Annotated in this window: 16 protein-coding genes; 11 read left to right on the top strand and 5 right to left on the bottom strand. The window is 58.1% G+C overall.

Annotation, left to right across the window (positions count from 1 at the left end; all coding sequences use genetic code 11):
- Positions 1–8 precede the first annotated feature (8 nt).
- The 3 genes from Poly21_RS16430 to Poly21_RS16420 form a co-directional block, all read right to left on the bottom strand.
- Positions 9–539 carry a rhodanese-like domain-containing protein gene (locus Poly21_RS16430; RefSeq protein WP_146407998.1) on the bottom strand — a complete coding sequence of 177 codons (531 nt, stop codon included), beginning with the start codon at positions 537–539 and terminating at the stop codon, positions 9–11.
- Positions 540–1,039: 500 nt separating this feature from the next.
- A complete protein-coding gene (locus tag Poly21_RS16425) occupies positions 1,040–1,534 on the bottom strand; it encodes a hypothetical protein (protein ID WP_146407997.1) in 495 nt (164 codons plus the stop codon).
- Positions 1,531–5,523, bottom strand: coding sequence for a S1 RNA-binding domain-containing protein (locus Poly21_RS16420; RefSeq protein WP_146407996.1), 3,993 nt, complete (start codon positions 5,521–5,523; stop codon positions 1,531–1,533). Before Poly21_RS16420 ends, Poly21_RS16425 begins: the two co-directional genes overlap by 4 nt.
- A gap of 541 nt (positions 5,524–6,064) precedes the next feature.
- Here Poly21_RS16420 and rpmE point away from each other — a divergent pair.
- The 5 genes from rpmE to Poly21_RS16395 all read left to right on the top strand — a co-directional run bounded on the left by rpmE (position 6,065) and on the right by Poly21_RS16395 (position 10,257).
- The gene (gene rpmE, locus Poly21_RS16415) at positions 6,065–6,313 is read left to right on the top strand and encodes a 50S ribosomal protein L31 (protein ID WP_146407995.1); all 249 of its coding nucleotides are present in this window, start codon (positions 6,065–6,067) and stop codon (positions 6,311–6,313) included.
- A complete protein-coding gene (prfA, locus tag Poly21_RS16410) occupies positions 6,310–7,392 on the top strand; it encodes a peptide chain release factor 1 (protein WP_146407994.1) in 1,083 nt (360 codons plus the stop codon). Before rpmE ends, prfA begins: the two co-directional genes overlap by 4 nt.
- 54 nt (positions 7,393–7,446) lie before the next feature.
- Positions 7,447–8,343: a peptide chain release factor N(5)-glutamine methyltransferase gene (prmC, locus tag Poly21_RS16405; protein ID WP_146407993.1), complete on the top strand. Its 897-nt coding sequence runs from the start codon at positions 7,447–7,449 to the stop codon at positions 8,341–8,343.
- Between the two features lie 91 nt (positions 8,344–8,434).
- On the top strand, positions 8,435–9,460 hold the full coding sequence (locus Poly21_RS16400; RefSeq protein WP_302119222.1) for a glycosyltransferase family 2 protein: 1,026 nt from the start codon (positions 8,435–8,437) through the stop codon (positions 9,458–9,460).
- Positions 9,457–10,257: a class I SAM-dependent methyltransferase gene (locus tag Poly21_RS16395; RefSeq protein ID WP_146407991.1), complete on the top strand. Its 801-nt coding sequence runs from the start codon at positions 9,457–9,459 to the stop codon at positions 10,255–10,257. Before Poly21_RS16400 ends, Poly21_RS16395 begins: the two co-directional genes overlap by 4 nt.
- Positions 10,258–10,326: 69 nt before the next feature.
- On the opposite strand, the gene Poly21_RS16390 is transcribed toward Poly21_RS16395, so the two are convergent.
- Complete coding sequence (locus tag Poly21_RS16390; protein WP_146407990.1) at positions 10,327–14,151, bottom strand: PVC-type heme-binding CxxCH protein; 3,825 nt, start codon at positions 14,149–14,151, stop codon at positions 10,327–10,329.
- Between the two features lie 193 nt (positions 14,152–14,344).
- Here Poly21_RS16390 and Poly21_RS16385 point away from each other — a divergent pair, with 193 nt between their 5' ends.
- From Poly21_RS16385 to Poly21_RS16370, 4 genes are all read left to right on the top strand, one after another.
- Complete coding sequence (locus Poly21_RS16385; protein ID WP_146407989.1) at positions 14,345–14,920, top strand: hypothetical protein; 576 nt, start codon at positions 14,345–14,347, stop codon at positions 14,918–14,920.
- 917 nt (positions 14,921–15,837) lie between these two features.
- Positions 15,838–16,146 (top strand): hypothetical protein, encoded by a 309-nt coding sequence (locus tag Poly21_RS16380; protein ID WP_146407988.1) that lies wholly within the window; start codon positions 15,838–15,840, stop codon positions 16,144–16,146.
- A gap of 134 nt (positions 16,147–16,280) precedes the next feature.
- Positions 16,281–16,607 (top strand): hypothetical protein, encoded by a 327-nt coding sequence (locus Poly21_RS16375; protein WP_302119218.1) that lies wholly within the window; start codon positions 16,281–16,283, stop codon positions 16,605–16,607.
- A gap of 68 nt (positions 16,608–16,675) precedes the next feature.
- A complete protein-coding gene (locus Poly21_RS16370) occupies positions 16,676–17,770 on the top strand; it encodes a hypothetical protein (protein WP_146407987.1) in 1,095 nt (364 codons plus the stop codon).
- Positions 17,771–18,120: 350 nt separating this feature from the next.
- Here Poly21_RS16370 and Poly21_RS16365 read toward each other — a convergent pair whose 3' ends face one another.
- Positions 18,121–19,140: a hypothetical protein gene (locus Poly21_RS16365; RefSeq protein WP_302119216.1), complete on the bottom strand. Its 1,020-nt coding sequence runs from the start codon at positions 19,138–19,140 to the stop codon at positions 18,121–18,123.
- 322 nt (positions 19,141–19,462) lie between these two features.
- On the opposite strand from Poly21_RS16365, the gene Poly21_RS16360 reads away from it, so the two are divergent.
- Both Poly21_RS16360 and Poly21_RS16355 read left to right on the top strand, forming a co-directional pair.
- Positions 19,463–20,656: a phosphoglycerate kinase gene (locus tag Poly21_RS16360; protein WP_146407986.1), complete on the top strand. Its 1,194-nt coding sequence runs from the start codon at positions 19,463–19,465 to the stop codon at positions 20,654–20,656.
- A 506-nt stretch (positions 20,657–21,162) separates the two neighbouring features.
- On the top strand, positions 21,163–24,510 hold the full coding sequence (locus tag Poly21_RS16355) for a DUF1553 domain-containing protein (RefSeq protein ID WP_146407985.1): 3,348 nt from the start codon (positions 21,163–21,165) through the stop codon (positions 24,508–24,510).
- The last annotated feature ends 3 nt before the right edge of the window (positions 24,511–24,513 follow it).

Below are 24,513 nucleotides of genomic sequence, written 5' to 3'. Positions count from 1 at the left end.
AACGCTGATCACTGAGTAACTTGTTCGTACTTGGCAGGAACCTGATAACGATCGCTGACGGTATGAACTCGGTTCGTCGGCTTTCCCTCAGGTGTGACCAGTGGTAGCTCGGCGTTTACCCACGCCAAAATACTTCCCTGATAGTTCTTCACTTTGGCACCTTTACCAACGAGTTGCTTCGCATATGCCTTGCTTCGACCACCACTGAGGCAGTACACGATCACGGTTCGATCCTGGTACTTCTTCGCGTCCTTCTCAAAGGCGGCCTTCGTGATGGCCCCCGGAATCAAGGACACCTTTTGCTCGGCGTCGCTACGTACATCGACGAGCACGAAACCGGCCTCCTCGGGTTGCTCGCCAGCGGCGGTTGCCTTGGCTTCGGCTTGCTGCCGGGCGGTAATCAGTACGTTCAGGTCGGCGGTCTCGATTGTTTCAATTGCTGGTCCGCTGCTGAAAAAGTCTAGAATCTGCGCCGCTGCGATCTTTGGTTCGATCACGCAGAATAGGACCAGGGCGAGGAAGGCGACCGATTTGTACATGCTTGCTATTTCGAGGTTATGCGTTTCAAAAGACACTCCACCACGTGCCAATATAACGTACCGCAGCGTCAGCGCGACCGAAAACTCGTTGGCCGCTGGCACACAATCGGGCGGGGCGCACGAACCCCCACTAGTGAACGGCACTGTCAAGCTTTGCAGGTGCCCTTGGGGTCAAGTGCGCCGGGCCTCGGCGGCGGCGCACGCCAACCGGTGTGTCGATTGAATTACCGACGAGCTCGTTGCCTGCCGTGCCTCGCTTCCCCCTGAAGCGTCCGCGGTTTTTCACTCGGACTGGTTCGCGACCTATTAAAAATCAGATGATCGCCCCTGTACCCCATCGGGATGAGCCCCAACTGGGACGCAACCGTGCTGTTCCACAGGTCAAGTCGCTGTAGAATTCATCAGCACTGAAATCGACTTCTGGCGCCCCGAGGTTGGCGGGCAATCCTCGCGGGCGGGAGTCAATGCCGGCCGGATCACCGGCCACACAGCAGCCGGTTCTAAGCGTTGCTCTTCGCGGAGTAGAGCTCAGCGTATTCAATCGCCCAGGTATCAATCAGCTGGGAAAACTCTTCCGGATCAACATCCTGAATCTTCGTGTAATGAGCGCGATTAAAGATCTCGCGGTTCATCACAGTGCCCTTGCCTTTCAGGTCAAGCACACCGAGGTCACTGTAGGGACGAATAACCAGTTCGAGTCGGCTGTACAAGTTATTGCGGCGACCGGATTCAATCCTCAGATCGTCGCGAAAACACGCCTCGCCCCAGCCCTCTTCACCGAAAATGGCTTCGGTGCGGAAGCCGGGGAAATGCTCGGCGACACGGTGAACCGCAGTCTCGATCCGGTCCGACAGCGATAAGCGATAGGAGGTATGCAGCCGCTTGAGATCCTCCTCACTGAGTTCCTTGCGGCGTTCTTCCGAAGCTTGATATTCGCCCCGACGTCGCCCACGCTCGATCGCGGACTCAAGTCGTGATGTAAAATCGTCGCTCATTCGGCGGCTCCTTCACTTGCATTGGCAGCCGTCTTTTCGGCCGCCTCGCCAGCCCCCGCCGAGGGCGCTGAATCCACTGGTGCTGAGCCGCTTGCCGCATCACTCGACGATACCACGGCAGCATCTGCCACGGACTCCGGCTTGGCTTCAGCTTTTGCTGGCTCGCTATCGACTGCGGCCGCTGGTGCGGGCTCCACAGGTTTTTCTGGGGGTGCCTTCGGCTTCTCTGCGGGGGCTTTGTCTTTCGTGACAAACTGCATCAAGTCGCCAAAGGACCGCAGCGGCTCCTTGCCCTTCTGCATCGCTTCGGTGAGTGGTGCTGAATCGGTTTCTTTGCCGACGACTTCGTAGACTTCGGGACGACGTGGTCCGCGACCGCCACCGCGTTGATCGCGCCGACCGCCACCACCGGAGCGACCTCGATTGCCATCGCGTCCGCCACCACCTCGATTATCCCGTCGCTGGCCACCGCCGGTCGCGGAGTTGCGCTCACCGGGGCCCGAGCTGCGCCCGCCAGGACCTGCGTTGGCAGTGCCTGCCGCCGAGCCACCTCGGCCACGCGACGCTCCGGCGGATTCGCGTCCACCGGCCGCAGCCCCGCCACGTGCGCCACCGCGTTGGCCGCCCTGGCCACCCGCTGGCCCACGACCGCGTCCGCGTGCGTCATGGCGATGCGACTGCAATTCGGCTTCGCGTTCCGGGGAAATGGCGCTCAACCCAACGCGGCGGCGCTTGCTATCAATCCCCGTGACCCAGGCGGTCACCACGTCGCCGACCTGAACGGCCTCGTGCAGGTCTTCGACAAACCCGTCAGACACCCGGCTGACGTGAATCAAACCGCTGCACTCGGGCGTCAGTTCGACGAACACGCCGAAGGGCATCACGCCCACGACGACGCCGATGACTTGATCGCCCTGCTTAAGGTCGCTGAGGGCGGGCATGCTATTCATCACCGCCGGCGATGGGCCACTAACGGTGCCCTCACCAAAGGGCTCACACAACCAACTGACAATCTGCAGCGATCGATGCACGCCGACCTGCCACTCCTTGATCAGTTTTTCGACTTTCGCCCGTTCTGGTTTTGTTTGGCGGAAGGTTTCTGCAGGGGCGGGAGTCGCTGGTTCCTCTGCACTGGGTTCTGACTCGGAATCAGATTGAGCAGCCGCTACGGTGGCTGCCGGATCGTCGCTTGACTCAGCCACTTCGCTCGCTGCCGATGACTCGCCCTCAGCACTCGCGGTTACTTCCGAGGCTGCTTCACCCTCGGTCGCGGGCGAGTCGCTCGCTTCGGCTGCGGCATCGCCATTACTGAGAACCGCATCAGCAGTGTCCGACTCCGTTGTCTCAGCTGGTCCGAACGATGATGTCTCCTCGGCAGATTCGTCGGCGGTTGACTCCTCGTCACTGACTGCATCGGCGGTGGCGGGGGCTTCGCTCGGTGCCGGCGTGCTGTAGTCCGGTAGCTCGTAGCCCGACGGTGATGCCGGCGGCAACTCGATGTCCAGCGCCTTGGCCAACCGCTTCGCCAGCGGATAATCGTCCGGATGGATCAAGGTACCGTCGAGCGTTTCTTCGCTGCTGAATACCCGCAGGAATGGCAAAGCTTGACGGGTATGAATGGCCGACGGCCAATCCGCCCGAGCGAGCAGATCATCTCGTGAACCAATCAGCTTCTCACGCCGCTGGGCGTCGATCGCGTCGGCAGTTCGGCGTGTCATGCCCGGCAGTCGCTCAAGCCAGGAGGGCGTCGTCGAATTGACATCCACGCCACCACGAGCGGCACCGCTAACTAACACATCCTCGAGCGCGTCCAGAATTGCTTGATCGGAAAGTTCGCGTTGGAACGACCCCAACCGCAGCTTCAAAGGATCGACCTTGACCATGGCTTGGGAAGGCTGCAGAGTCGCGAAGGCAATCCATGCCGCAGCGCGGAATCGCCGCGGAGTCGACTTCATTTCCTGGTCGCCCGCCGCACTGCCCGCATACGCATCAGCACCACTGCGGTCGGCCAGCGTCCACCGAATGGAATGCTCAGCAGACTGCTTGATCAATTCTCCAATGGCAATCATGCAAGCCCGTCGCGCCGGACCATTGCTAATCACAATCAAATCAACGTGGTGCTGGTGAATCAACTCGCCAATTTTGGTCACTGCGAGAGTCCGCATCGCCGCCGACAATTGACACGGGATGTCTTCGTTATGCAGCACGCGGCCATCTGCTGCGACGATCGAAGTCGCTGCCGTGCGCGGGCCAACGGCGTCGATCGACATCACAACCTTAGCGGAAACACCACCGCGATTGATTTGGCTATGCAGATTATCAGCGGCAATGGACACGAGCCGAGCGGAGGCTTGCTCTTGGATTTCGTCCCACCATGCACCCTCAGCGGCATCACGTAATGCGGCTTCGTTAGCGACCACAATGCCGGCCAAGTGATCGCCAAAATGACGGTTCAAGTTGGTCGCAGCCTTTTGCATTTCCGCGACCAATTGAGCGGCATCGTAATCAAACGCACACTGCGCAACTTGACTTCGCAATGCCCGTCCGAGCATCACAATTTGGAATGCGCTCAGTTTTGCGGCTGGCATGCGTTTGCCAGCGAGCGGCTTGAGCGTGCTGACGAGCCAACGACGACGGCGTTGGCGAGGAGAAACCTTTTTCTTCTTCGCAGGTTTGGCAGGGACGCTCTGCTCGCTCGCAGATTCCGCACCCTCCGTGTTTGTTTTCGGCGTGCCGAAACCACTCGGAATGGCGGGGATCTCCGACGCACTGTTCTCTGCAGGTGCCACAGGCTCAGCATTCGTGTCGGTGGCGGGAGCATCCGCCTCAGCAACAGGCGCTGCTGGCTGAGTTTCCACATCGGCTACGCTGGATTGCGCCGCTTCATCGCTGGTCACTGCAGGCGTCACATCCGCGGACACGGCCGGCGCAGGGGGAGCTGACGAGGCGGATTCAGCGGGACTGGCCGACGCTGTCGCCGGCGCATCGGCACTGAGCGTCGCCTCGCCATGCGGAGCGTCTTCCGCTACCGCTGGCGTTTCTGGTGCAACCGCGTCAACATTTGCCGCGACAGCACCCGGATCGGTGGCGTTCGCGTCTCGGACGGCAGAAGCGTCCACGCCCGCCACACCAGAATCTTCGGCACTGGAGCCATCAACGCTGGGGCTTTCGGCACTGGATCCTTCGGCAGAAGAATTCTCGGCCTGGGTGTCAGCGGCAGGAGCGGTCGCGACGGCAACTGCTTCGCTAGGCTGCGACTTGCCTTTCTTGCGTTTCTTGGCGGCCTTCTTGGATTTTGCCGAGGCTTTGACTTCTTCGTCGTCTTCGCCGCCATGTGGGTCAGTGACTTCGACGACGTGAATTTTGGCATTTCGCGAGAGCCAACGGACGGCAGCGCCCATGATTCGCGGATCACCACTGAGTCGCTTGGCCAATGCGTCGTCGAGCTTAGCGAGGACGGTATCGGTCGTCGGAGTCACCGCCGGCGAACTCTCGGTGGATTCAGACGTCTCCGCGGAGACCTCCGTGGCGTCAGCCCGCGGGGGTGCCTTGGCGGAAGCTTCGATGAGCGACGCGGCAATCGCCTCCAAATCCTCGCCATCGCCTTTCTCAGGGCTCAGCAACCGGACGGCGAGCCGCTGGGCTAAACTACCTGACTCGCTGGCTTCGGATTTAATCCGGCGACTGAGTCGATCCAGTAGCCGACGCGATTTGGCCCCCGAGATCGCACGCCCGAGGGCGGGATCGGCTAACTGCGTTACTTGCCAGGCCGCATTCAACTGATCGCGATACTCGTCCAAGCGCTGCTGAGATCGCACCGCGTGCGAAAGCGCCCAAAGACTCGCCTCGTCGAGCCCCCCGAGTTCATCTCGCCGATAACGGGCCAGAAACGGGGGCGTGTAGCCTTGCTCAATCAACGGCAGGGCCAAACGTAAACTCGACACCTCGCAATGCCCGCGTTGGGCAATTGCGTCCAGATCAACGTTCATCAGATGTTCGGTCGCTTTACTAGCTTGAAGGGGACGACGCGAGAGTCAAACGGTCGTCCGCGAAACATGCAAAAGTGGGTAAGAAGATCAAGCGGTCACCGTCGCGTAGGGTGTCTCTACCAGGCAAAGAACGCATCCTCCAAAACAGATACGAAACCAGCTTGATCGAAACGCTGCGAGGACCATAGGCAAACCGCTCGAAATCGAGCCTGGAAAACATATGCCCGCGACCCGCCCATTGTCAACATGGCCGATATTGGTGACCGATGGCTCCGTCCGTCGTCAGTATCGTCGCCTGGCCGACTCCACCCGCTCGGAAGCAGAGCGGAGCTGCCCATCCACCGCTCCGAGCGACGCCGTCGCCTAGCTACAATCGTCACGCGAGCGGCTCCGACCGCATCAGTAATCACGACAATCCGCCTGTCAGCCCTTGAACTGCATGGCAGCTCTCGCGTACTATTTGCTGTTCAAAACAGCACACTCCTCGCGTTCTACCTTCGGAAACGCGTCTCAATCAGCCCATTTTTTTGTGTAAACAGCCATGAAAGACGGCATCCACCCGAATTATCAAGACACCACCGTCACCTGTGGTTGCGGCAACACATTCCAAACCCGGAGTGTTCGCCCCGAATTGAAAATCGACATTTGCAGCGATTGTCACCCGTTCTATACCGGCAAACTGAAGTATGTCGACACCGCGGGTCGGATTGACAAATTCCAGAAGAAATTTGCTGCGGGCACCTACGGTAGCCTGGCAAAGCCCAAAAAGGCAAAGAAAGCTAGCAAGTGAGCGGCTCGATCCGCGACAATCTCGAAGAAAAGCTCGCGCGCTTCCTGAAACTCGAAGCTGACATGGCTGACCCCGCCGTTCTCAGCGACGGGGCGAAGATGAGTGCTGCTGCGCGAGAGCACGGCGGACTCGCCCGCGTTGTCGGAAAATATCGCGAGTTCAAACGCCTCAGTGAAGAAATTCAAGGCTGCCAAGAAATCGCGGAAGAGACCGACGATTTCGAAGAACGCGAAATGGCCGAAGCGGAGATGAAGTCGCTCCGCTCCCAGCGGGAAGTGTTGTGGGAAGACCTGCTCAGCTTCACCGTCGGCGGCGATGATTCGCACCGAACACGCTGCGTGATGGAAATCCGCGCCGGCACCGGCGGCGATGAAGCCGCACTGTTTGCACGTGACCTCTACGAGATGTACCGACGCCACGCCGAGCAGATAGGCTGGAAAACCGAGGTGATGGACGCCAGCCCAACGGAGATGGGCGGGTTCAAGGAAATCATGCTGACCGTCGAAGGCGAAAGCGTTTTCCGCGACCTGCAATATGAGTCCGGTGGGCACCGCGTCCAACGCGTTCCCGAAACCGAGACCCAAGGGCGCGTGCACACCTCGGCGGCAACCGTCGCCGTGATGGCCGAACCCGAAGACGTCGAGGTCAACCTCAAGCCAGACGATTACCGAGTCGATAAGTTCTGCGCCAGCGGACCCGGTGGCCAGCACGTCAACAAGACCGAATCGGCGATCCGGTTGACCCACTACGAAACCGGCGTCGTCGTGCAGTGCCAAGACGAAAAGAGCCAGCACAAAAACTTGGCGAAGGCCCTGCGAGTGCTCAAGGCACGCATTTACGAAAAGAAGCGGGAAGAGGAAGCGGCCAAACAAGCCGAGACTCGCAAAGGCCTGATCGGATCAGGTGACCGGAGTCAACGCATCCGCACGTACAACTTCCCGCAAAATCGCTTGACCGATCATCGCATCAATCTCACCCTCTACAAGCTTGATCAAATCATTGCCGGTGACCTCAGTCCCGTTACCGAAGCGTTGATTGAGTACGACCGTGATCAACTCCGCGGTGACATGATCGATTGAACCGGTCCTGTACTATTTCAACAACGGATTCTTTGGCAACGGACGCTCCTTTTCATGACTACCCCCAGCACCGAACCATGGACCGTGCTGCGGTTGCTGCAGTGGACCTCGGATTTTTTCAAGTCGCGTGGCAGTGAATCGCCGCGTCTCGATGCTGAGATCTTGCTCGCCCACGCCCGCGACTGCGAGCGGATCGAACTCTACACAGCCTTTGCCGAAGTCCCCTCTGACGAACAGCGGATCGCGTTCCGAGAACTGGTTCGGCGGCGTGGCGAAGGGGCCCCTGTGGCCCAATTGGTTGGTTTTCGCGAGTTCTACTCCATTCCGATTCGCGTAGATGAGAATGTGCTCGTCCCCCGGCCGGAAACCGAACATCTCGTTGTCGAAGCGATTGATCAAGCCAAGCGGATTGCCGCGACTGTCGCCGATCGACCGTTGCGAATCCTTGATATTGGGACCGGCAGCGGCGCCATCGCCATCGCCATCGCTAAGAACCTCAAGGATGCCGAAGTGGTCGCCGTGGACGTGTCACTCGCCGCCCTGGACATCGCCCGCTGGAATGTTGAAAAACAAAAACTCAGCGACCGCATCACGCTCATGCAAAGTGATCTGTTCGAAGCACTCCAAGCTGACGCAAAATTCGACGTCATCTGCTCGAACCCACCTTACATCAGCCAAAGTGAGTACGACTCGCTACCCGATACCGTCCGCAATCACGAGCCTCGCGGAGCCTTGCTTGCCGGCCAAGACGGCACTGAAATTATTTCTCGTATCTTGGCCGACGCGCCCGCTCATCTCTTCCCCGGTGGTCGACTCGTCCTCGAGTACAGCCCCATGATCGCGGACTCGTGCAAGGCGATGGCCGAGGGGAGCGGAAAATGGAACGACATCAAGCGGATCCGCGACCTCGCTGGCCACCAGCGAATTCTGTCACTGGGACAGACCGCTTAGGCGAGCCCACCAGAGACGACCACGCGAGTTTCGCATGACCGTGATACGCCAGCCTTTTTAGTTCGTTTTTCGGCATCGTATGAAACGCTCCGTGATCATCCCCACCGCCAACACACTGCGGTGCCTCGATCCAACACTTCAGTCGCTAGCGTCACTGGCCGATCGCCCCGAAGATGTGGTCGTCGTCCAAAACGGGCTGAACGAGCAAGCTCGCCTCGCCGATAGGGTCGACTACGATCGCGTCGCCCAGCAGTACGACTGCTTACACCTCAAAATTGTTTACGACGAAGTGCCCGGCCTGCTCTCAGGGCGCCATCGTGGCGTGCAAGAGTCTCGCGGCGACCTACTGGTATTCATCGACGACGACATCACTGTCTCGTCTGATTGGCTAACGGAACTGTCGAGCGTGTTCAATGACGCAGAGGTTGTGCTGGCGACCGGCCCCAGCCTCCCGGCCTTCGAGATCGAACCGCCCGCGTGGTTGCCGCAGTGTTGGCGACCGACACCCTGTGGCGGACGCCAGCTGGCGCAGCTGAGCCTGCTAGAACTCAACACGGCTGCACCCGTCGAGATCGACACTGATCTCGTCTGGGGACTCAACTACGCCATTCGTCGCCACACGCTACTCCAGCACGGCGGTTTTCATCCCGATTGCGTTCCCAAATCATTGCAGCACTTTCAAGGTGATGGCGAGACCGGGCTGAGTCGCAAGATCGATGCGGCGGGCGAGCGGGCGGTCTACAATCCCGCCGCTCTGGTCTTTCACCACATTGGCCAGGAGCGTCTGACGTTGGACTATTTTGCCCAGCGCGCGTTCTATCAGGGCGTCTGCGACTCGTACACCCAGATTCGCGACGGTGAACACCCGACCCTCGATTCGGCTGCGGACGCATCTGCCGCCCGTCGATGGTTGAGACACTGGCGACGAATCCTGTGGCCCCCGGAAGAACTGGACGATCTCCAAGCTCGATTCGCTCTCGCCTATCGACGCGGCTTCGATTTTCACCGCGTCTGCGTGCAATCTTCACCCACGTTGCTGGAGTGGGTGCGACGCCAGAACTATCTTGACTACGCCTATCCGACTCTTGAACCTGATTTCAAGGCCCCGCCGTCATGACCCCGCGAGAAGTGGAACTACAGAAAAAGATCGCTCAATATCATTTCTATCATTTCATCGAGTTGACCGATAATATCCGAACCCCAGGGATTCCTGAGTATGTGCCTACTCAGCAGGGCGTACTGGCGGCGTTGGATCGAGCAGATCTGTCCGGCAAACGTGTCCTCGACATCGGCTGCCGAGACGGCCTGTATTCGTTTAAAGCCGAGCAGCGAGGCGCCGCCGAAGTGGTCGCTATCGATAACTGTTTATCAAGAGCAGCTGTCGAATTATTGATCCCGGAACTGAATTCCAATGTGCAAATGCACGAACAAAATCTATTTAACTTGACGGCCGAAACGTTCGGAAAATTTGACACCATCATCTTCGCAGGTGTGCTCTATCATTTACGGTATCCATTCTGGGCACTGAAGCTACTACGAGATCTGCTGACCGATTGCGGCCAGATCATCTTGGAGACGGGCGTGATGCTCAACGACCCCGATCTTCCGCTGATGTTTTGCCCCACCGAAGGGGACAGCCCGTATGAGCCCACATCGGTGACGTTTTTCAATCCCAAGGGATTACGCGACACGCTTGCTACCCTCGGCCTGCACGTGACCCACCAAGAGTTACTGAACCATCCTGAGCTCCTGAACCGATCGCCCCAACTGGGCATCAAGAATCGCGTCAAACGGTTTCTTGGACGGACACCCGAGCGGATCATCGATCGCATGACGCTGACGTGCGAACTGGGCAAGGCGAGCAGCTCAGCGGAAACACGTGATTATTGGGACGCCACCCATCGGCTCGAATAGACCGTCTGCCTCAGCGAGCAACCCTGATGCTAGGACGGTCTCAGGGTCACTCAGCAGAGAGCAGCTCGTTCACGGCGAACCAAACACGATCGCTTGATCCAGGTGGAACGTGCCCGCACCGGCCAAGCCGATGCGAATGTATCTCGCGTGCGTGCCGGCAGGGAAGTCAATCATCCATTCAAGCTGCGGTTTTTCCGAAGCCCAGACTTTCGTGTAATTCTCGTCATCCTCGCTGATCCACACGGTCAGACCATCCGCCCGGTTGTGAAAAGTGCTCTGAATACGATTGCGTAAGAACAGATGGTGGATCTCTTGGTCTTGAGCCAAGCGAACTGTCACGTAAGGCGAATCAGTATCGTGATCCGAATGAAACGCGAAATCAAAATCGGCTCGAGGTGCTGGCGAGAGAAACAGATGGGTCTGGTCGTTCCAATTCGAGTTTGGAAAATTGGGACCGAGCGACAGCCAGGCGTCTTGCGACACTTCGATGGAGTCGGCGTGCTTACGCAGCGGTGGAGGATTACGATACTCCGTCCGTACCCATCGTGAATGCTTGCCACGGCCTCGTTGTGTGACACGTTTGGCGTCTTTCTGAGCCTTGAGATACGCCACCAAGTCCAAGAATTCAATCGGCGCGATCGTCTTGGCCAAACCCTCCGGCATCGAGCTCGCTTTCATGTCTTTGCGAATTTCGATTTCATCCTTCAGGACCGTGTCTTCTTTCCCATCAGCAATCCCCAATGAAATTGACTGATCGTCTTCTTTCAGGATGAAACCTGAATGGGTCATGCCATCGTAATCGAGCAGCATCACCGTCTCAAAACCCTTGGAGATTTCATCATTGGGCATCAGGATTGAGCGAATGATTTTTTCACCGTCAAAGCGAGTGCCGACATCCGTCAAATCAGGGCCAAACTCTTTGCCAAGATCACCGATTTTGTGGCATGCCGAGCAGACCTGCTTGAACACGCCTTCGCCACGTGCAGCGTTGCCGCCACGAATGCCTGCCAACTGCCTGATGGCAGCGTCCCGGTGTTCCATCTTGGCATCTACATCTTCGGCAAGCATCAAGGGCTGCACGGCCTCGCCGCCCGGCCCACTCTTGGCACGGTAAAGATGGAAATATCGCTTAAACTCCTCTGGAGCGGACGCCAGAAAATCGGCGTCCTTGTCGTGGCCTGACCAGATCGGTTCGAAAGCGTGCAAGGTGTGCTCGAGGGTATAATCGATCCAGTAGTCCATGGGGTGCTGGGTGACCGCGAGAGCAGCCACCAGCGCCTCTTCGGTAGGGAAAAAGCTCAATGCCCGCACGGCTTCAAGACGCACTCGGGGATGGGGATCGCTGACAGCATTGGCAATCAACTCAAACGCACCAGGGAACCGATCCATCTCGTTGGAGACCGCGTGCACGGCTGCGGCGCGGGCATGAAAATCATCGTTCTGCATGATTCGGGTGATCAATTCCGGATCGAGATCGCGGTAGCTCTCCTGCACCCACATTGCCTCGCATAGTTGCTGTGCGTCACTGTCGTCGGTCAGCCAGGCCTTCAACGCGGCAGCGGTTTCGGCCTTGGGGCGTTCTCGCAGTTCACGCCGCACGCGGTAGCGAGTGCGAAGCTCGGGGACCTCGAGTTGCTTAAACAATTCCGCTGCCGAATCTCCATCGAAATCAGCCGTTTCTAGCAGCGGCTTCTTCTCGTACACCATCCGATAGACGCGGCCGTGCGTATGATCGCGGTTGGGATCACGCTGGGAATACTGCATGTGTCCGATCAAGGCATTGCACCAATCACCAAACCAAATCGCTCCGTCGGGACCGATTTTGGGGTCAACGGGCCGGAAAATCATGTCGGTCGACGAGAGCAAATCATCGATTCTCTTGCCGGTGTATCCGGCCGTGCCCTCTTGGTCGTGCAACGTAAAACGTGGCATGCCGTGCATGTTGATGACGCAGGCGTAGATAAACTCTCCCTGGACGGAATCGGGTAGCTGTCTTGAGAAGAGAAACTCATTGCCGACCGCAGGCCGCATTCCTTCATTGTCAAACACGGGCTCGAGAGTCTTGCGAGTGGTGACTTCCTGGCCCGACAGTGGCGTCGCCCAATGCTGTTTGGCATTCGTGCCGTCACCGACAATTCCCTGTCCCCATTCATCAAAGACCATGCACCACGGGTTACCGTAGCCAGGGGTGACGAAGTGCCGAAATCTCATTGTGATCGGGTCGAAGACATACACGCCCCCGCGATCCCGATTACGGAAGGGTCCCCAAGGCGTCTCGACGCTGGTGGAAATGGCAATACCTTCGAGCATGTAGAGCAGCCCACCGGGAGACAGTTCCCAAGCGCCCATCGCATGGTGCGTGTCACCCGTCGCGATGCCGTCGATGAGCTGGACGACTTCGTCGGCGTGGTCGTCTCCGTCGGTATCTTTCAGAAACAGTATGCGCGGTTCATCAACGACGAGCACACCGCCGTTGACGAACTCAAATCCGGTTGGGCAAATGAGCTTGTCATAGAACGTGGTAGTCTTATCCGCCCGACCATCGCCATCGGTGTCCTCTAAAATCAGCAGTCGGTCACTGGGACGTTGGGCCCCCGGTTGCCACTGAGGGTAATTTGGCATGCACGACACCCATAAGCGCCCTTTGGCATCAAAGGCGATTTGGTTCGGGTTCGCCAACTCGGGGAAATCAATTTCAGAAGCAAACAACTCCACGCGAAAATCCTCGGGGACTTTCATCATGCTGATTGATTCTTCGGGAGTCGGATAAACGAGCTCCTCAGGCTCACGCCACTTGCGGAAATTCTCATCTCGTGTTCCGAACATGGTGGGAGGCACAACAACGCTACCGGTGCCGGAGTCATCCGGCTCATCAGCTACCTCCCGCCCCGCAGCGAGGTCCCAAATGTATTGATCACGTACGTCTACCATTGCCCGGATTTTCCGATACTCGGTCGGGAACGTCTCCGTGTCCCAAGTACGGCGACCACCGTACACGTACCATCCATTGAGCATCCGATAATCTTGCAGATGCAGCCAGGACTTGTCGTTAACCCAGGTCCGCACACGTTGAAAACGATCTGTTTCTTCGTCAGACAATGCATCCGTGCCGAACAGGGCTTGATCGAGCAGTTCGCCCATCAATTCGTCGCCAGCCTCATTGAGGTGAGCGCCGTTGATCGTGAACTGGAGCCCCTGTTCTTGGTTGAATTTGGTCGAAGTATCGTCCAAGAGATCGACAAAGCGGTGCCCATCCTCGGCTGCCAATTTCTTGATCGCGTCACGATAGATCGCCAGACTCGCGTTGCGTTTGTCGGCGTCTGGGTGCAGTCGGTTGTGCAGCGGATCGTCCGTCCACTCGGACTCAAAAGCAACTGGGCTGACCAGCACAAATCGCGTTGCTTCTCCCGCACTCGAGTAGGTCTTCTTCAGCTCGGCGATCCACTTGCGATAGTCGGCGATGAATGCATCGACAGACTTGGCGTCATCGCCCGCGAAGGATTCGTTGAACCCGTAAAAACATAAGAACAAATTGGGCGAGAAAACCTTCAGCGGATCGTCAATGACGGTGTAATTGTTGGGGCGCTGACGATTCCCGACCTCGTCGGCGGGCCAGCCAAAATTGCGAAAGCGAATGTCTCGATCGACCTGTCGCAGTTGCAGCCGAGTCTCGAAATTGCCGAACAAATTCATCCGCTCGGCCAAACAGTTGCCTACCGCCGCAATCCGCTGCCCTTGCTCGATCGGCAAAACCTGTTGGTCGGGTGCCGCAGCGTTCCCTGAACTGATTGGTTTGGACTTGGCGGGATCGGCGGCGGAAACGGGGCCGCTACAGCAGAGGCTCAGCAACACGCCCAAGGCGAGAATTGGCCGGATGACGATCGGATGGAGCATGACAGGCAGAGAAGGGGTTGCAGGTGGTATTATTAGCAGGAGAGTTCATCAACGCGATTATTGTAGTCAGTCAACAAGTGGTAGTGGTAGCACCAGTATCCTTGAGCCGTACCGCGTAAGCAGCCGGGCTTTCGCCACGACGGGCGACACTCAACCGCCCGGGGCCTCGCCGCCCATCGTCGAATACGCCGAGTTGTTCGAGCAAGTAACGCACGCCCCGCTAGCGCCCGATCACAACGAAGCGGGCTGCAAGAAGGTCACGCTCAACGTCAGCGGCGAGGCCCCGGGGCGTTCGAGCCGCTTTACCAAACAAGTCTTTGACAGCACGGGCTGGATGGTCCACTCGTATACCGGCTATGGCAACGACACGACCTATGCCGATGCCCTGAACGTCACCGGCGACGTGATCCTCTCGCAAACGGACATGGCTTACGATGATGCGGGAAATTCGATCCAAGCCTCCCGGCGGCAGCGATACCACAATGCCCCGGCCGCCCAGACCGGTGAGTTGGGCTCGCCCTCGGCGACGCCCAATGCACGTGTTCAGTACTCAGCGAGCTACCCGGACGCCGTGGGCCGCATGATCGCCTCGGCCGAGTATGGAACCAACGGTGGCACGGCCCTGACCCGTTCGGCCACGCCGCCTGATCCAAGCCCGAACGCTGCAGGATCGGCGAGACACTTGCAGGCGTCTTACCTCTCTTGGCTTCGCACTCGGACAACTCAATTTAATCAACATTACCCTAAAGAACGGCAAGTCAACACCTGAAAAAGAGCTATGTCCCTAGGTATCTCTCCCGATAGTGATGTTGATCAATTTAATAATCCAATAGGGAGGCGGATTGGAATACGTTTTGCCGAGAGGGGGTACCTTTGCGGCGATGTGTCGTACCATGTGGAGAAGGCATGTACAGAGGCGGTAAAAAATGGAACACTCGTGACATCTGAGGACGATCCCCGGATCGACCCAGCTGGAACAGCCAGCGGAGGCGGTTCCGCAGGGTCTGGAAATTCCTCAGGGGGGAGCACGTCGTGATCAAGCAACGTGCGAGGTCGAGCAACTTTTTTATCTTTTGGTACTGTATGCTCGTATGCAGCTGCATTTTTCTACCGGCATGTTCCAACTGGTCCACCAAAAAGATCAGCACGTCAATGTCATCCGGGGACAAGATAATCAAGGCCATTGCGAAGCACGAGCAGTCGAATAATTCATTGCCCGATACTCTTGATGAGCTAGTTCCAGGTTATCTTTCAGTAATCCCTCCTCCCGATGCAGGCACAAAATCCTGGAAATACTTAGTGCGACAGGATGGGAAAAGCTTTGTACTTATTTTTGCTACCGACGGTGGGTATCCTTCATGCTACTACGATTCCAAAATTGGTAGATGGACGGAGGATCGTTAGCGAACAAGCCCGATAAGGTTGTAACAGTTTAGTCCCCGGGAAGCGATCAGAAGCGATCAAAGGGGACGGAGGTAGTTTAACCATCCCACTGCACTGGATTTAAGCAATGAAACGGCAGCCTATCGGCTGCCGTTTTTCGTTGTCGGAAATCAAACGGGACGCGGAAATCAAACGGGACGGGGGTAGTTTCGGAGCAACTACCGAATGAACCGGAGTGAACGACGCTTGACGAGGCCACCTCAAGGTGGCCTTTCTTGTTGACGGACAGGAAGTCTGCCACACTTGCGGCACGAAGCCACCCAGGCGTCGGTTCTTCCGGCAACCGCCCCGGCAGACTATGGCATCGACTTAGCCGCTATCCTCGACGAAGTTCGTCCACACCTGGCAGGCAAAACAAGCGCCGAAGTCGGTGAAGCCGGTGGATTGAATCCCGTGGTCGTCAGTCAGCTATTCACCCGAAACCGGCCGGCATCACTCGGAGCCGTTGCCGCGTTGGCCGATGCCGCCGGAGGTCGCCTTGTCGTGAAGTTTGAACCGCCCGCGAAGCCGAGAGCATCGAAGCCGAAAACCGCCAAGGGGAAACGTCCATGAAGATCGACTCCAAGGGAGGAGCCTGGGGAGAGGAGCCTGGGGACATAGCTCCTTTTCAGGTGTTGACTTGCCGCTCTTCAGGGTAATGATGATTTGGTTGAGTTTTCCGAGTGCAAAGCCAAGCGAGGTGAGTGATGGCCCGGATGTGTCGAGCGGAAGTTTTTGATCCCGCCGAAGTTGCTGTGGCGCATGTCTTCAGCAGGACGGTCCGACGCTGCTTTCTGATGGGAGATGACCCGATCTCTGGAAAGAACTTCGACCATCGCAAGCGATGGATTGAACAGTATTTGCAACAATTCGCTGCCTCTTTCGGGATTGACCTGCTGTGCTTTAGTCTGCTCTCAAATCACTTTCATTTGATCCTGCGCTCGCGCCCCGACGTGGTGGCGACCTGGGACGACAAGGAAGTCGCTCGCCGCTGGTTGCGCGAGCCTGGGGACATAGCTCTTTTCAGGTGTTGACCTGCCGCTCTTCAGGGTAATGATGATTTGACTGAGTTTTCCGAGTGCAAAGCCAAGTGAGGTGAGTGATGGCCCGGATGTGTCGAGCGGAAGTTTTTGATCCTGCTGAAGTTGCTGTGGCGCATGTGTTTAGCCGCACCGTCAGACGTTGCTTTCTGATGGGAGATGACCCGATCTCTGGAAAGAACTTCGACCATCGCAAGCGATGGATTGAACAGTATTTGCAACAATTTGCTGCCTCTTTCGGGATTGACCTGCTGTGCTTTAGTCTGCTCTCAAATCACTTTCATTTGATCCTGCGCTCGCGCCCCGACGTGGTGGCGACCTGGGACGACAAGGAAGTCGCTCGCCGGTGGTTGATGCTGTGCCCGCATCGCCGCAAGCCTGATGGCACTGCCATGGAACCAACGCAGCCTGAAATTAACTCGATCGCGGGTTGCCCGATCAAGCGGGAGGAAATTCGTAGCAGGCTGAGTGATATCAGCTGGTGGATGCGGTTGCTGTGCCAGCGTGTGGCCATGCGGGCGAATCGTGAAGACGAAGAACACGGCCGGTTTTTCCAAGATCGTTACAAAGCCACCCGGTTGACCGATGAAGCCTCCTTGCTGGCGTGTGCGGCGTACGTGGATTTGAATCCCATTCGAGCCGCGCTGTGCGAGCGACTCGAAGAGTGCGACTTCACGTCGGTGCAGCGGCGAATCGAGGCAGCGCAAGAGCGAGCCCAAAACGAATCATCTGCTAGAAGAGAGTCGCAGCGAACGCCTGCGTCGAAATTGCGTCATCGGCGTGATTCGTTCCTGTCTCCGGTTTCGATCGACGAGCTAGTCGATCCGGTAGGCCCCTGTGAGAGCGAGTCGAAAGAGCGCTGCAGTGAGAAAGGTTTTCTGGCCATGTCGCTGGCGAGCTACTTGGAATTGCTGGACTGGACCGCCCGCCAGACGGCCTCTGGCAAGCGCGGCAGAACACCCGCGAGCGTCCCGCCGATCCTGCAGCGTCTGGGCTTGGATCGGGCTTCGTGGTGTGAACTGGTTAGCGATTTTGGCAAGCTGTTTGGTACGGTAGCGGGACGCCCCGGTTGTGTTGACGCGATGCGTAGTCTCCGTACCCATCGCCGCTACCACATGCGTCGGCGGGCAAGAGAGCTATTCGCGGACGCCGGTTAAACGGGACGACCGCCTCTGATACGCAACAGATGATTGCGTTCCCGTGCCGATAACGATTGAGGTGCGCACTCTCAAGTAGCAAATACGGAAAAGTAGCTCATTTCGACGTCTGAGCGGCCGAGGAGACCTCATGAATCGGTGTCTAGCTCTAACGGGCCGCTCACCAGGTATCAGTAAAGTGTCGTGTCCCTATGCCTTGATGTGTCTAGCTCTAACGGGCCGCTCGCCAGGTATCAGTAAAGTGTCGTGTCCCTATGTCTTGATGCCTTAACTGTGCCTTATGCTTGCCTTGCAGTAGCGACGGGGTGCTTCGAATCTTGACCAACGAAGCGGGGCACGCCCACCTCTCCCTACCGCGTCACCCCAGAGGATTCCGCCGACCGAGCTCGCTCGGCTGTTTTCGCGACATCGTCTGTATCGACGATTTCGCGTCCGCGACGGGCGACGGTCACGATGGTGTCGGCGAACGCTTTGCGAACCGGCGGCTCGACTTGCGGTAAGCGATTGGCGACGTCCAGCATGGCGGCTGGATTTTGGCTGCTCGCTTGGCTGACCTGTGAAATAAACCGTGCGGTCTGAACGAAGTTGCTGTCCGCCGAACGGCCAATGATCGGACTGAACGTTCTCGCAATCAAATCCAATCCGAGACTCTCCAACTGCACAAAGCAATCGAGCGTGCCCGAAATGGTCGTGTTGCCGTCGGCGTTCTGGGCGTAGGCTGAGTGCAATACGAACACGCCTTTTCCGCGAATGGGGGTGGGCACCATTTTGCCATCGTACATCCCCTCCACGACGAAGATGTGCTGTTCGGAATCGCCGTAGACCAGATCGACCTTACACACCGTTCCCGCCTGATCGCTCGCTTTGATCTGGTACGGGCCAAGACGCTGGCATTGCACTTTGGTGATGTCCATCAGGTCCCATAAACCAACCAGCACGTCAGGATTGCGTGTCAGGAACAGGAACATGTCTTGATCACACTGCACCGCTTGGCTAGGCAATTGGCGAAACAGCGTCGGATTCTGGGCAATCTCTAGGATCTGAACACGTGCGTCCGGCGTCAGTCGATCCAGCGGCAGGGCCTGAATAATCGCCTCACGATGAGCTGGCGAACCGATTCGCGGTGCCCCGTCGCTGTCCTGTCCCCATCCGAATACGGAGGGAAACCGGCGAGAATTGCTCGCCTGCGGCGCGGTTGCTTGGCCGGGTTCCTCATACAATTGCGCCGCTTGGGAATGCGACAATCGAGTCTGTGGCGACTGAGCCTGCACCGCCGGAGCAGATTGCACCTCCACCGCCAGAATTGCCAGCAGGCAGCCAGCGGTCAGCCGGAGCGACCGCGAGTTCCAATGCGCGCCTATTTCGTCCATCGTGGTTCTGGAGATCACCAGCACCGCCCCCGTATTGCGTTAATATCGCTCGTAAATGACGAACGTCGCCGCGACTCGTTCCACCAAGGTCGCGACTGACTGACTCCAACTCCGGCTCAGAGTACTGAGCTGGAGCCGTGCCTATTCTGGTTTCGGTTATGCCGGTGGTAGGACGTGAGGAAACCGGGATAGGACTGCGGAAAAACCATCGGCCCCTTCGCCTCTGCTGGAATCTGGCCGATACTGGTTGGCCGACGGACACAAAACTCAATGCAATTTCGAACTTTACAGCTTTTTTTTCTAGAACCGGAGCAAATTGGCGATGGCCAAAAAGACGATCGATCAGACCGAAGTCGCTGGCAAAACGGTCCTTATGCGGGTCGATTTCAACGTCCCGCTCAACGAGCAAAACGAGATCACCGACGACCGGCGGATCCGGATGGCTCTACCCAGTATCCGCAGCGTCGTTGATCGGGGTGGCAGGGTGATTCTGATGAGCCACCTGGGACGGCCCACCGGTGGTGCTGGCGACGAAAAATTCTCGCTGGCTCCCGCTGCCACGCGACTCGGCGAGCTGCTTGGCAGTCCCGTCCACTTCGCCAGCGACACGGTCGGCGAAGACGCCCACGCCAAAGCCGCTGAGCTGAAGGCGGGCGAAGTCCTTGTGGTGGAAAACCTGCGGTTCAACCCCGGCGAGAAAAAAGGCGACGCCGAATTCGCCGGCAAACTCGCCGCGATGGCAGACGTGTACTGTAATGACGCCTTCGGCACCTGCCACCGCGAAGACGCCTCCATGGTCGCCGTCCCGCAAGCCATGGCTGGCAAACCTCGCGTCGTGGGTCACCTCGTCGCCAAAGAGATCCAGTATCTCGCCGACGCGATTAGCAACCCGGCGCGCCCGTTCGTCGCCATCCTCGGCGGTGCCAAGGTCAGCGACAAGATCAACGTGATCAACAATCTGCTGGGCATCTGCGACGCCATCCTGATTGGCGGAGCGATGGCCTACACCTTCTCACTGGCTCAGGGCGGTCAGGTCGGCGATAGCTTGGTCGAGAAGGACAAAGTCGATTTGGCGAAGGAACTGCTGGCCAAGAGCAATGGCAAACTGCACCTGCCTGTCGATACGCACTGCGGCGACGACTTCGGCAACATCGCAGGTTGCAACAAAAAAGTCGTCCCCGCCGGACAGATCCCCGACGGCATGGAAGGCTTGGACATCGGCCCAGAAACCGCCAAAAAGTATGCCGAAATTATCAAGGACGCCAAGACCGTCGTCTGGAACGGACCGATGGGTGTGTTCGAAAAGCCACCGATGGACGCAGGTACCCGCGCCGTGGCCGAAGCGGTTGCCGATAGTGATGCGATCAGCATCATTGGTGGTGGAGATAGCGCCGCGGCCGTCGAACAACTCGGTTTCGCCGACCGTGTCAGCCACGTCAGCACCGGTGGCGGCGCCTCACTCGCCATGCTCGAAGGCAAAGCGTTCACGGCAGTCGATTTGCTCGACGAAGCGTAATACAGCCTGCTAGGAACCGGTCGCCCCGGACGCGAGTCCGGGGTTCGGTCTGCCGTGCGTCTCAGGGTCCGGGGTGCAATGGCGAGCGCTGCGTCGTGACGGTCCTTGAATCAACCACGAAATGCGAGAAGGACGGGGATGGACCAGCGCTGACCTTTCGTGTGGTTTGTGTCTTTCGTGGTTCAAAATTCACGCTTGTTGCGCGGTCCGCTCGCACGTCTCTGGCACTGAACCGTTCTGAGCCACATCGTTCTGAGCCACATCGTTCGTTTCGGTCATCCCCAGCGTCGGCCAGAACTCCCGACAGTCGCCCATGCTCCATCCTCGCCGGCATTTCTGACTCGATCGTTTCAATATTCTCGAATCCTGCGGGGCACTCAGAAAGCCCTCCAGGGGTCAATTTGCTCGACGAAACCTGGCGTCCAGGGTACCATGAGTGATGCCGGGGCTCGATTGAGCATCCGGCCCCCTTCCCCCCGATCGACGCCTCTCTCCCACCTGAGTCGATGTTGCCTATCCCATTCCGATATTTGCTGCTCGTCGCTGCAGTCTCCAGGCTGGTTGCCCCCGCGCACGTCGCTGAGGCGGACGAAGTCATTGATTTCAACCGGGACATCCGCCCGCTGCTGTCGGGAAATTGTCTGGTTTGCCATGGCCCCGACGAAGGCAGCCGAGTAACGGATTTGAGGCTCGATACCGAAGCCGGGTCACAAGAAGATTTGGGTGGTTATGCCGCGATCGCCCCCGGTGATGCTGAGGCGAGCGAGATCATTGAGCGGTTGACGACCGACGACGCGGATCTGCGAATGCCCCCCGAGGGAAAAGGTCGCGCCTTCACGCCCGCCGACGTCGAATTGATTCGTCGTTGGATCGACCAGGGGGCTCACTACGCGAGGCATTGGTCCTACGTCAAACCAGAACGACCACCGCTGCCACCGGTGACCGACGAAACCTGGCCAATCAATGCGGTCGACTATTTCGTGTTGGCTAAGCTCGAAGCGGAAGGTTTGACGCCGTCACCTGCTGCGGATCGCTTAACGCTCGCACGCCGCGTAGCACTGGATCTGACAGGTCTGCCGCCGACGTGGCAGGAGGCGTCTGCTTTCGCCAACGACCCGCGCAGCGATGCCTATGAAATCTATGTTGATCAGATGCTCGCCAAACCTACCTTTGGTGAACGCTGGGCAAGTGTGTGGTTGGACCTCGCCCGCTACGCGGACTCGGCCGGATACGCCGATGATCCCATGCGTACGATTTGGGCCTATCGCGACTACGTGATCCGCTCACTCAACGAGAACAAGCCCTTCGACGAATTCACCATCGAACAGATCGCAGGTGACCTGATGGACGACCCGACCGAGTCACAGCTCATCGCGACGGCCTTCCACCGCAACACGATGACGAATAATGAAGGCGGCACCAACGACGAGGAGTTCCGCAATGTGGCCGTCGTCGATCGGGTAAATACGACGATGGCGGTGTGGATGGGGACGACGATGGCGTGCGCACAGTGCCACACACACAAATACGACCCGATCACCCTCGACGAATACTTTCAATTCTTTGATTTTTTCAACCAGACCGCTGACGCCGACCAACGCGATGAGCGACCCGTACTGGCGATCTGGACCGACGAGCAGAAGCAGCGAAAACGGGAATTGCAAACCCAACTCGCGGAGCTAGAGAAATCGCTCAATCACTCAACACCTGAGATCCGAGCGGCCCAGCGAAAGTGGGTCGCCGAGCTGATCGCCCCCGCGACATGGCAAGCCTTGCAGCCTACCTCGGCGACATTGAATGACCGCGCGCTGGATGTTGACGGTCAGGGCTGGATCGTGACCGCATCGGATTCATCCGATGCCGGCGAGATCGTCATTAATTGTGGGGTGGACGCACCCCTGGCAGGCTTGCGGCTGGAGGCACCCGCAGGCGATGAAAGTGCATTGCCAGTGAGCGATGTCCACGCGACGTGGTCGCCCTCTGAGTCTGCAGTGACCCCTGCTCGCTACGTCAGGATAGATCTTCCCGGCGACAAGAAAATGATTCATCTCGCCGAACTGCAAGTGTTCGCCAATGGCGTCAATGTTGCCACCACAGCGACTGCAACGCAAAGTTCGACAGGATTTGGCGGCAATGTTCAGTATGCAATCGATGGGAACACCGATGGCACATTTAATTCCGGTTCGGTCACCCATACCGCAGTGGAGCAAGACCCTTGGTTGGAGTTGGATCTCGGCTCAATCCAACCAATCGATTCGCTGGTAATTTGGAATCGAACCGACGGAGGTGAATCCATTCTGCAGCGACTCACAGGTTTCAAAATCTCTCTGCTTGATGAGAAACGAGAAGTCACGTGGCAACACAGTCCCCCCGCAGTACCGTCTCCCCAGCATCGGTACGTTACCACCGGCATCGTTCCGCTGGATCTCACCGCCATCGCTGGCGAGGACGGGTCCTACGTTCTAGACGCGGTTAAGGAAATCACAGGCGGCACGCTCACGATCCGATTGAATGTTCCACCTAGCAAATCCAAACGATTTCGCTTGTCGATGACATCCGATGATCGTGTGATCCAGTGGCGTGATATCCCGGCCAAGATTCAGCGAGCGATCGATAAGCCTGAGAGCGCGCGAACTAACAGCGAGCGAGACCAGATCGCCGAGTACTACCGCACCGTCACACCGCTGCTCGCGGATGTTCGATCGCAAGTAGAAACGCGGCGAGCGGAGTTGGCGAAACTCACTCCCGAAACAAGCGTGCCGGTCATGCGAGACCTGCCGGAGGCGAAGCGTCGCGTTACGAAAGTTCAGCAACGAGGTAGCTATCTCAGTACCGGCGACGAAGTCAGTGCGGGAGTACCGGCAGCGTTTCATGATCTGCAGGTGGCCAGCGGATCGCGGCCTGACCGAATGACGCTCGCTCGTTGGCTCGTCGATGAGGACAATCCGTTGACAGCTCGGGTGATCGCCAATCGGCATTGGGAACAAATCTTTGGTATCGGCTTGGTAGACACGAGCGAGGATTTTGGCTCCCAAGGCGAAATGCCTTCGCATCCTCAGTTACTCGATTATCTGGCGGTGGAACTGCGTGAGGGTGGCTGGAATTTGAAATCGTTGTTGCGGATGCTGGTCACATCAGCAACCTATCGCCAGAGTTCGCAGGCCACACCTGAGTTATTTCAAGATGATCCCAACAATCGACTGCTTGCCCGCGGGCCTCGATTTCGGGCAACCGCGGAGGTCGTACGTGACCAAGCATTATTCGTCAGCGGATTGCTCAGCGACAAGATGTTTGGCCCCCCGGTGCAACCGATGCAACCGAACCTGGGACTGAGCGCCGCCTTCGGTTCAGGCACCGACTGGAAGACGAGCAGCGGTGGGGATCGCTACCGCCGAGGTCTTTACACCCTGTGGCGCCGGTCGAGCCCCTATCCGTCGATGGCCCAATTTGACTCACCGAATCGTGAGGTATGTACCGTCCGCCGCATCCGTACGAACACACCTCTGCAGGCCCTCGTAACGCTCAACGACCCGGTCTATATCGAGGCCGCTCAGGCATTGGCTCGCCGCGCGATCGAGGCCGAGAACGATCCGCAGTTGCGCGTCACATTTATGTTCGAGCAAGTCTTACTACGCCGGCCGAGCGACGCGGAAGTGACGCGGCTACTCACGTTCATTGATGAGCTGACGGGTCATTACGGTCGACACACCGAAGAGGCGGCAGCAATGGCGACCGAACCACTCGGGCCCCTGACAGATGAACTGGCATCGCGATGCACGACAACGGAACTGGCGGTCTGGACCGTGCTCAGCAACGTGATCTTGAATCTCGATGAAACATTCATGAAACGTTAAGAG

It is taken from the genome of Allorhodopirellula heiligendammensis (assembly GCF_007860105.1).
GTDB lineage: Bacteria > Planctomycetota > Planctomycetia > Pirellulales > Pirellulaceae > Rhodopirellula > Rhodopirellula heiligendammensis.
This window is presented reverse-complemented; position numbering and strand designations above follow the sequence as displayed.

Coding starts and splice junctions, on each gene's coding strand:
- prmC (WP_146407993.1), top strand. CDS start 7,447: ATGACTACCCCCAGCACCGAACCATGGACCGTGCTGCGGTTGCTGCAG.
- Poly21_RS16420 (WP_146407996.1), bottom strand. CDS start 5,523: ATGAACGTTGATCTGGACGCAATTGCCCAACGCGGGCATTGCGAGGTG.
- Poly21_RS16390 (WP_146407990.1), bottom strand. CDS start 14,151: ATGCTCCATCCGATCGTCATCCGGCCAATTCTCGCCTTGGGCGTGTTG.
- Poly21_RS16425 (WP_146407997.1), bottom strand. CDS start 1,534: ATGAGCGACGATTTTACATCACGACTTGAGTCCGCGATCGAGCGTGGG.
- rpmE (WP_146407995.1), top strand. CDS start 6,065: ATGAAAGACGGCATCCACCCGAATTATCAAGACACCACCGTCACCTGT.
- Poly21_RS16430 (WP_146407998.1), bottom strand. CDS start 539: ATGTACAAATCGGTCGCCTTCCTCGCCCTGGTCCTATTCTGCGTGATC.
- Poly21_RS16395 (WP_146407991.1), top strand. CDS start 9,457: ATGACCCCGCGAGAAGTGGAACTACAGAAAAAGATCGCTCAATATCAT.
- Poly21_RS16360 (WP_146407986.1), top strand. CDS start 19,463: ATGGCCAAAAAGACGATCGATCAGACCGAAGTCGCTGGCAAAACGGTC.
- Poly21_RS16365 (WP_302119216.1), bottom strand. CDS start 19,140: ATGGACGAAATAGGCGCGCATTGGAACTCGCGGTCGCTCCGGCTGACC.
- Poly21_RS16375 (WP_302119218.1), top strand. CDS start 16,281: ATGGCCCGGATGTGTCGAGCGGAAGTTTTTGATCCCGCCGAAGTTGCT.
- Poly21_RS16355 (WP_146407985.1), top strand. CDS start 21,163: ATGTTGCCTATCCCATTCCGATATTTGCTGCTCGTCGCTGCAGTCTCC.
- Poly21_RS16370 (WP_146407987.1), top strand. CDS start 16,676: ATGGCCCGGATGTGTCGAGCGGAAGTTTTTGATCCTGCTGAAGTTGCT.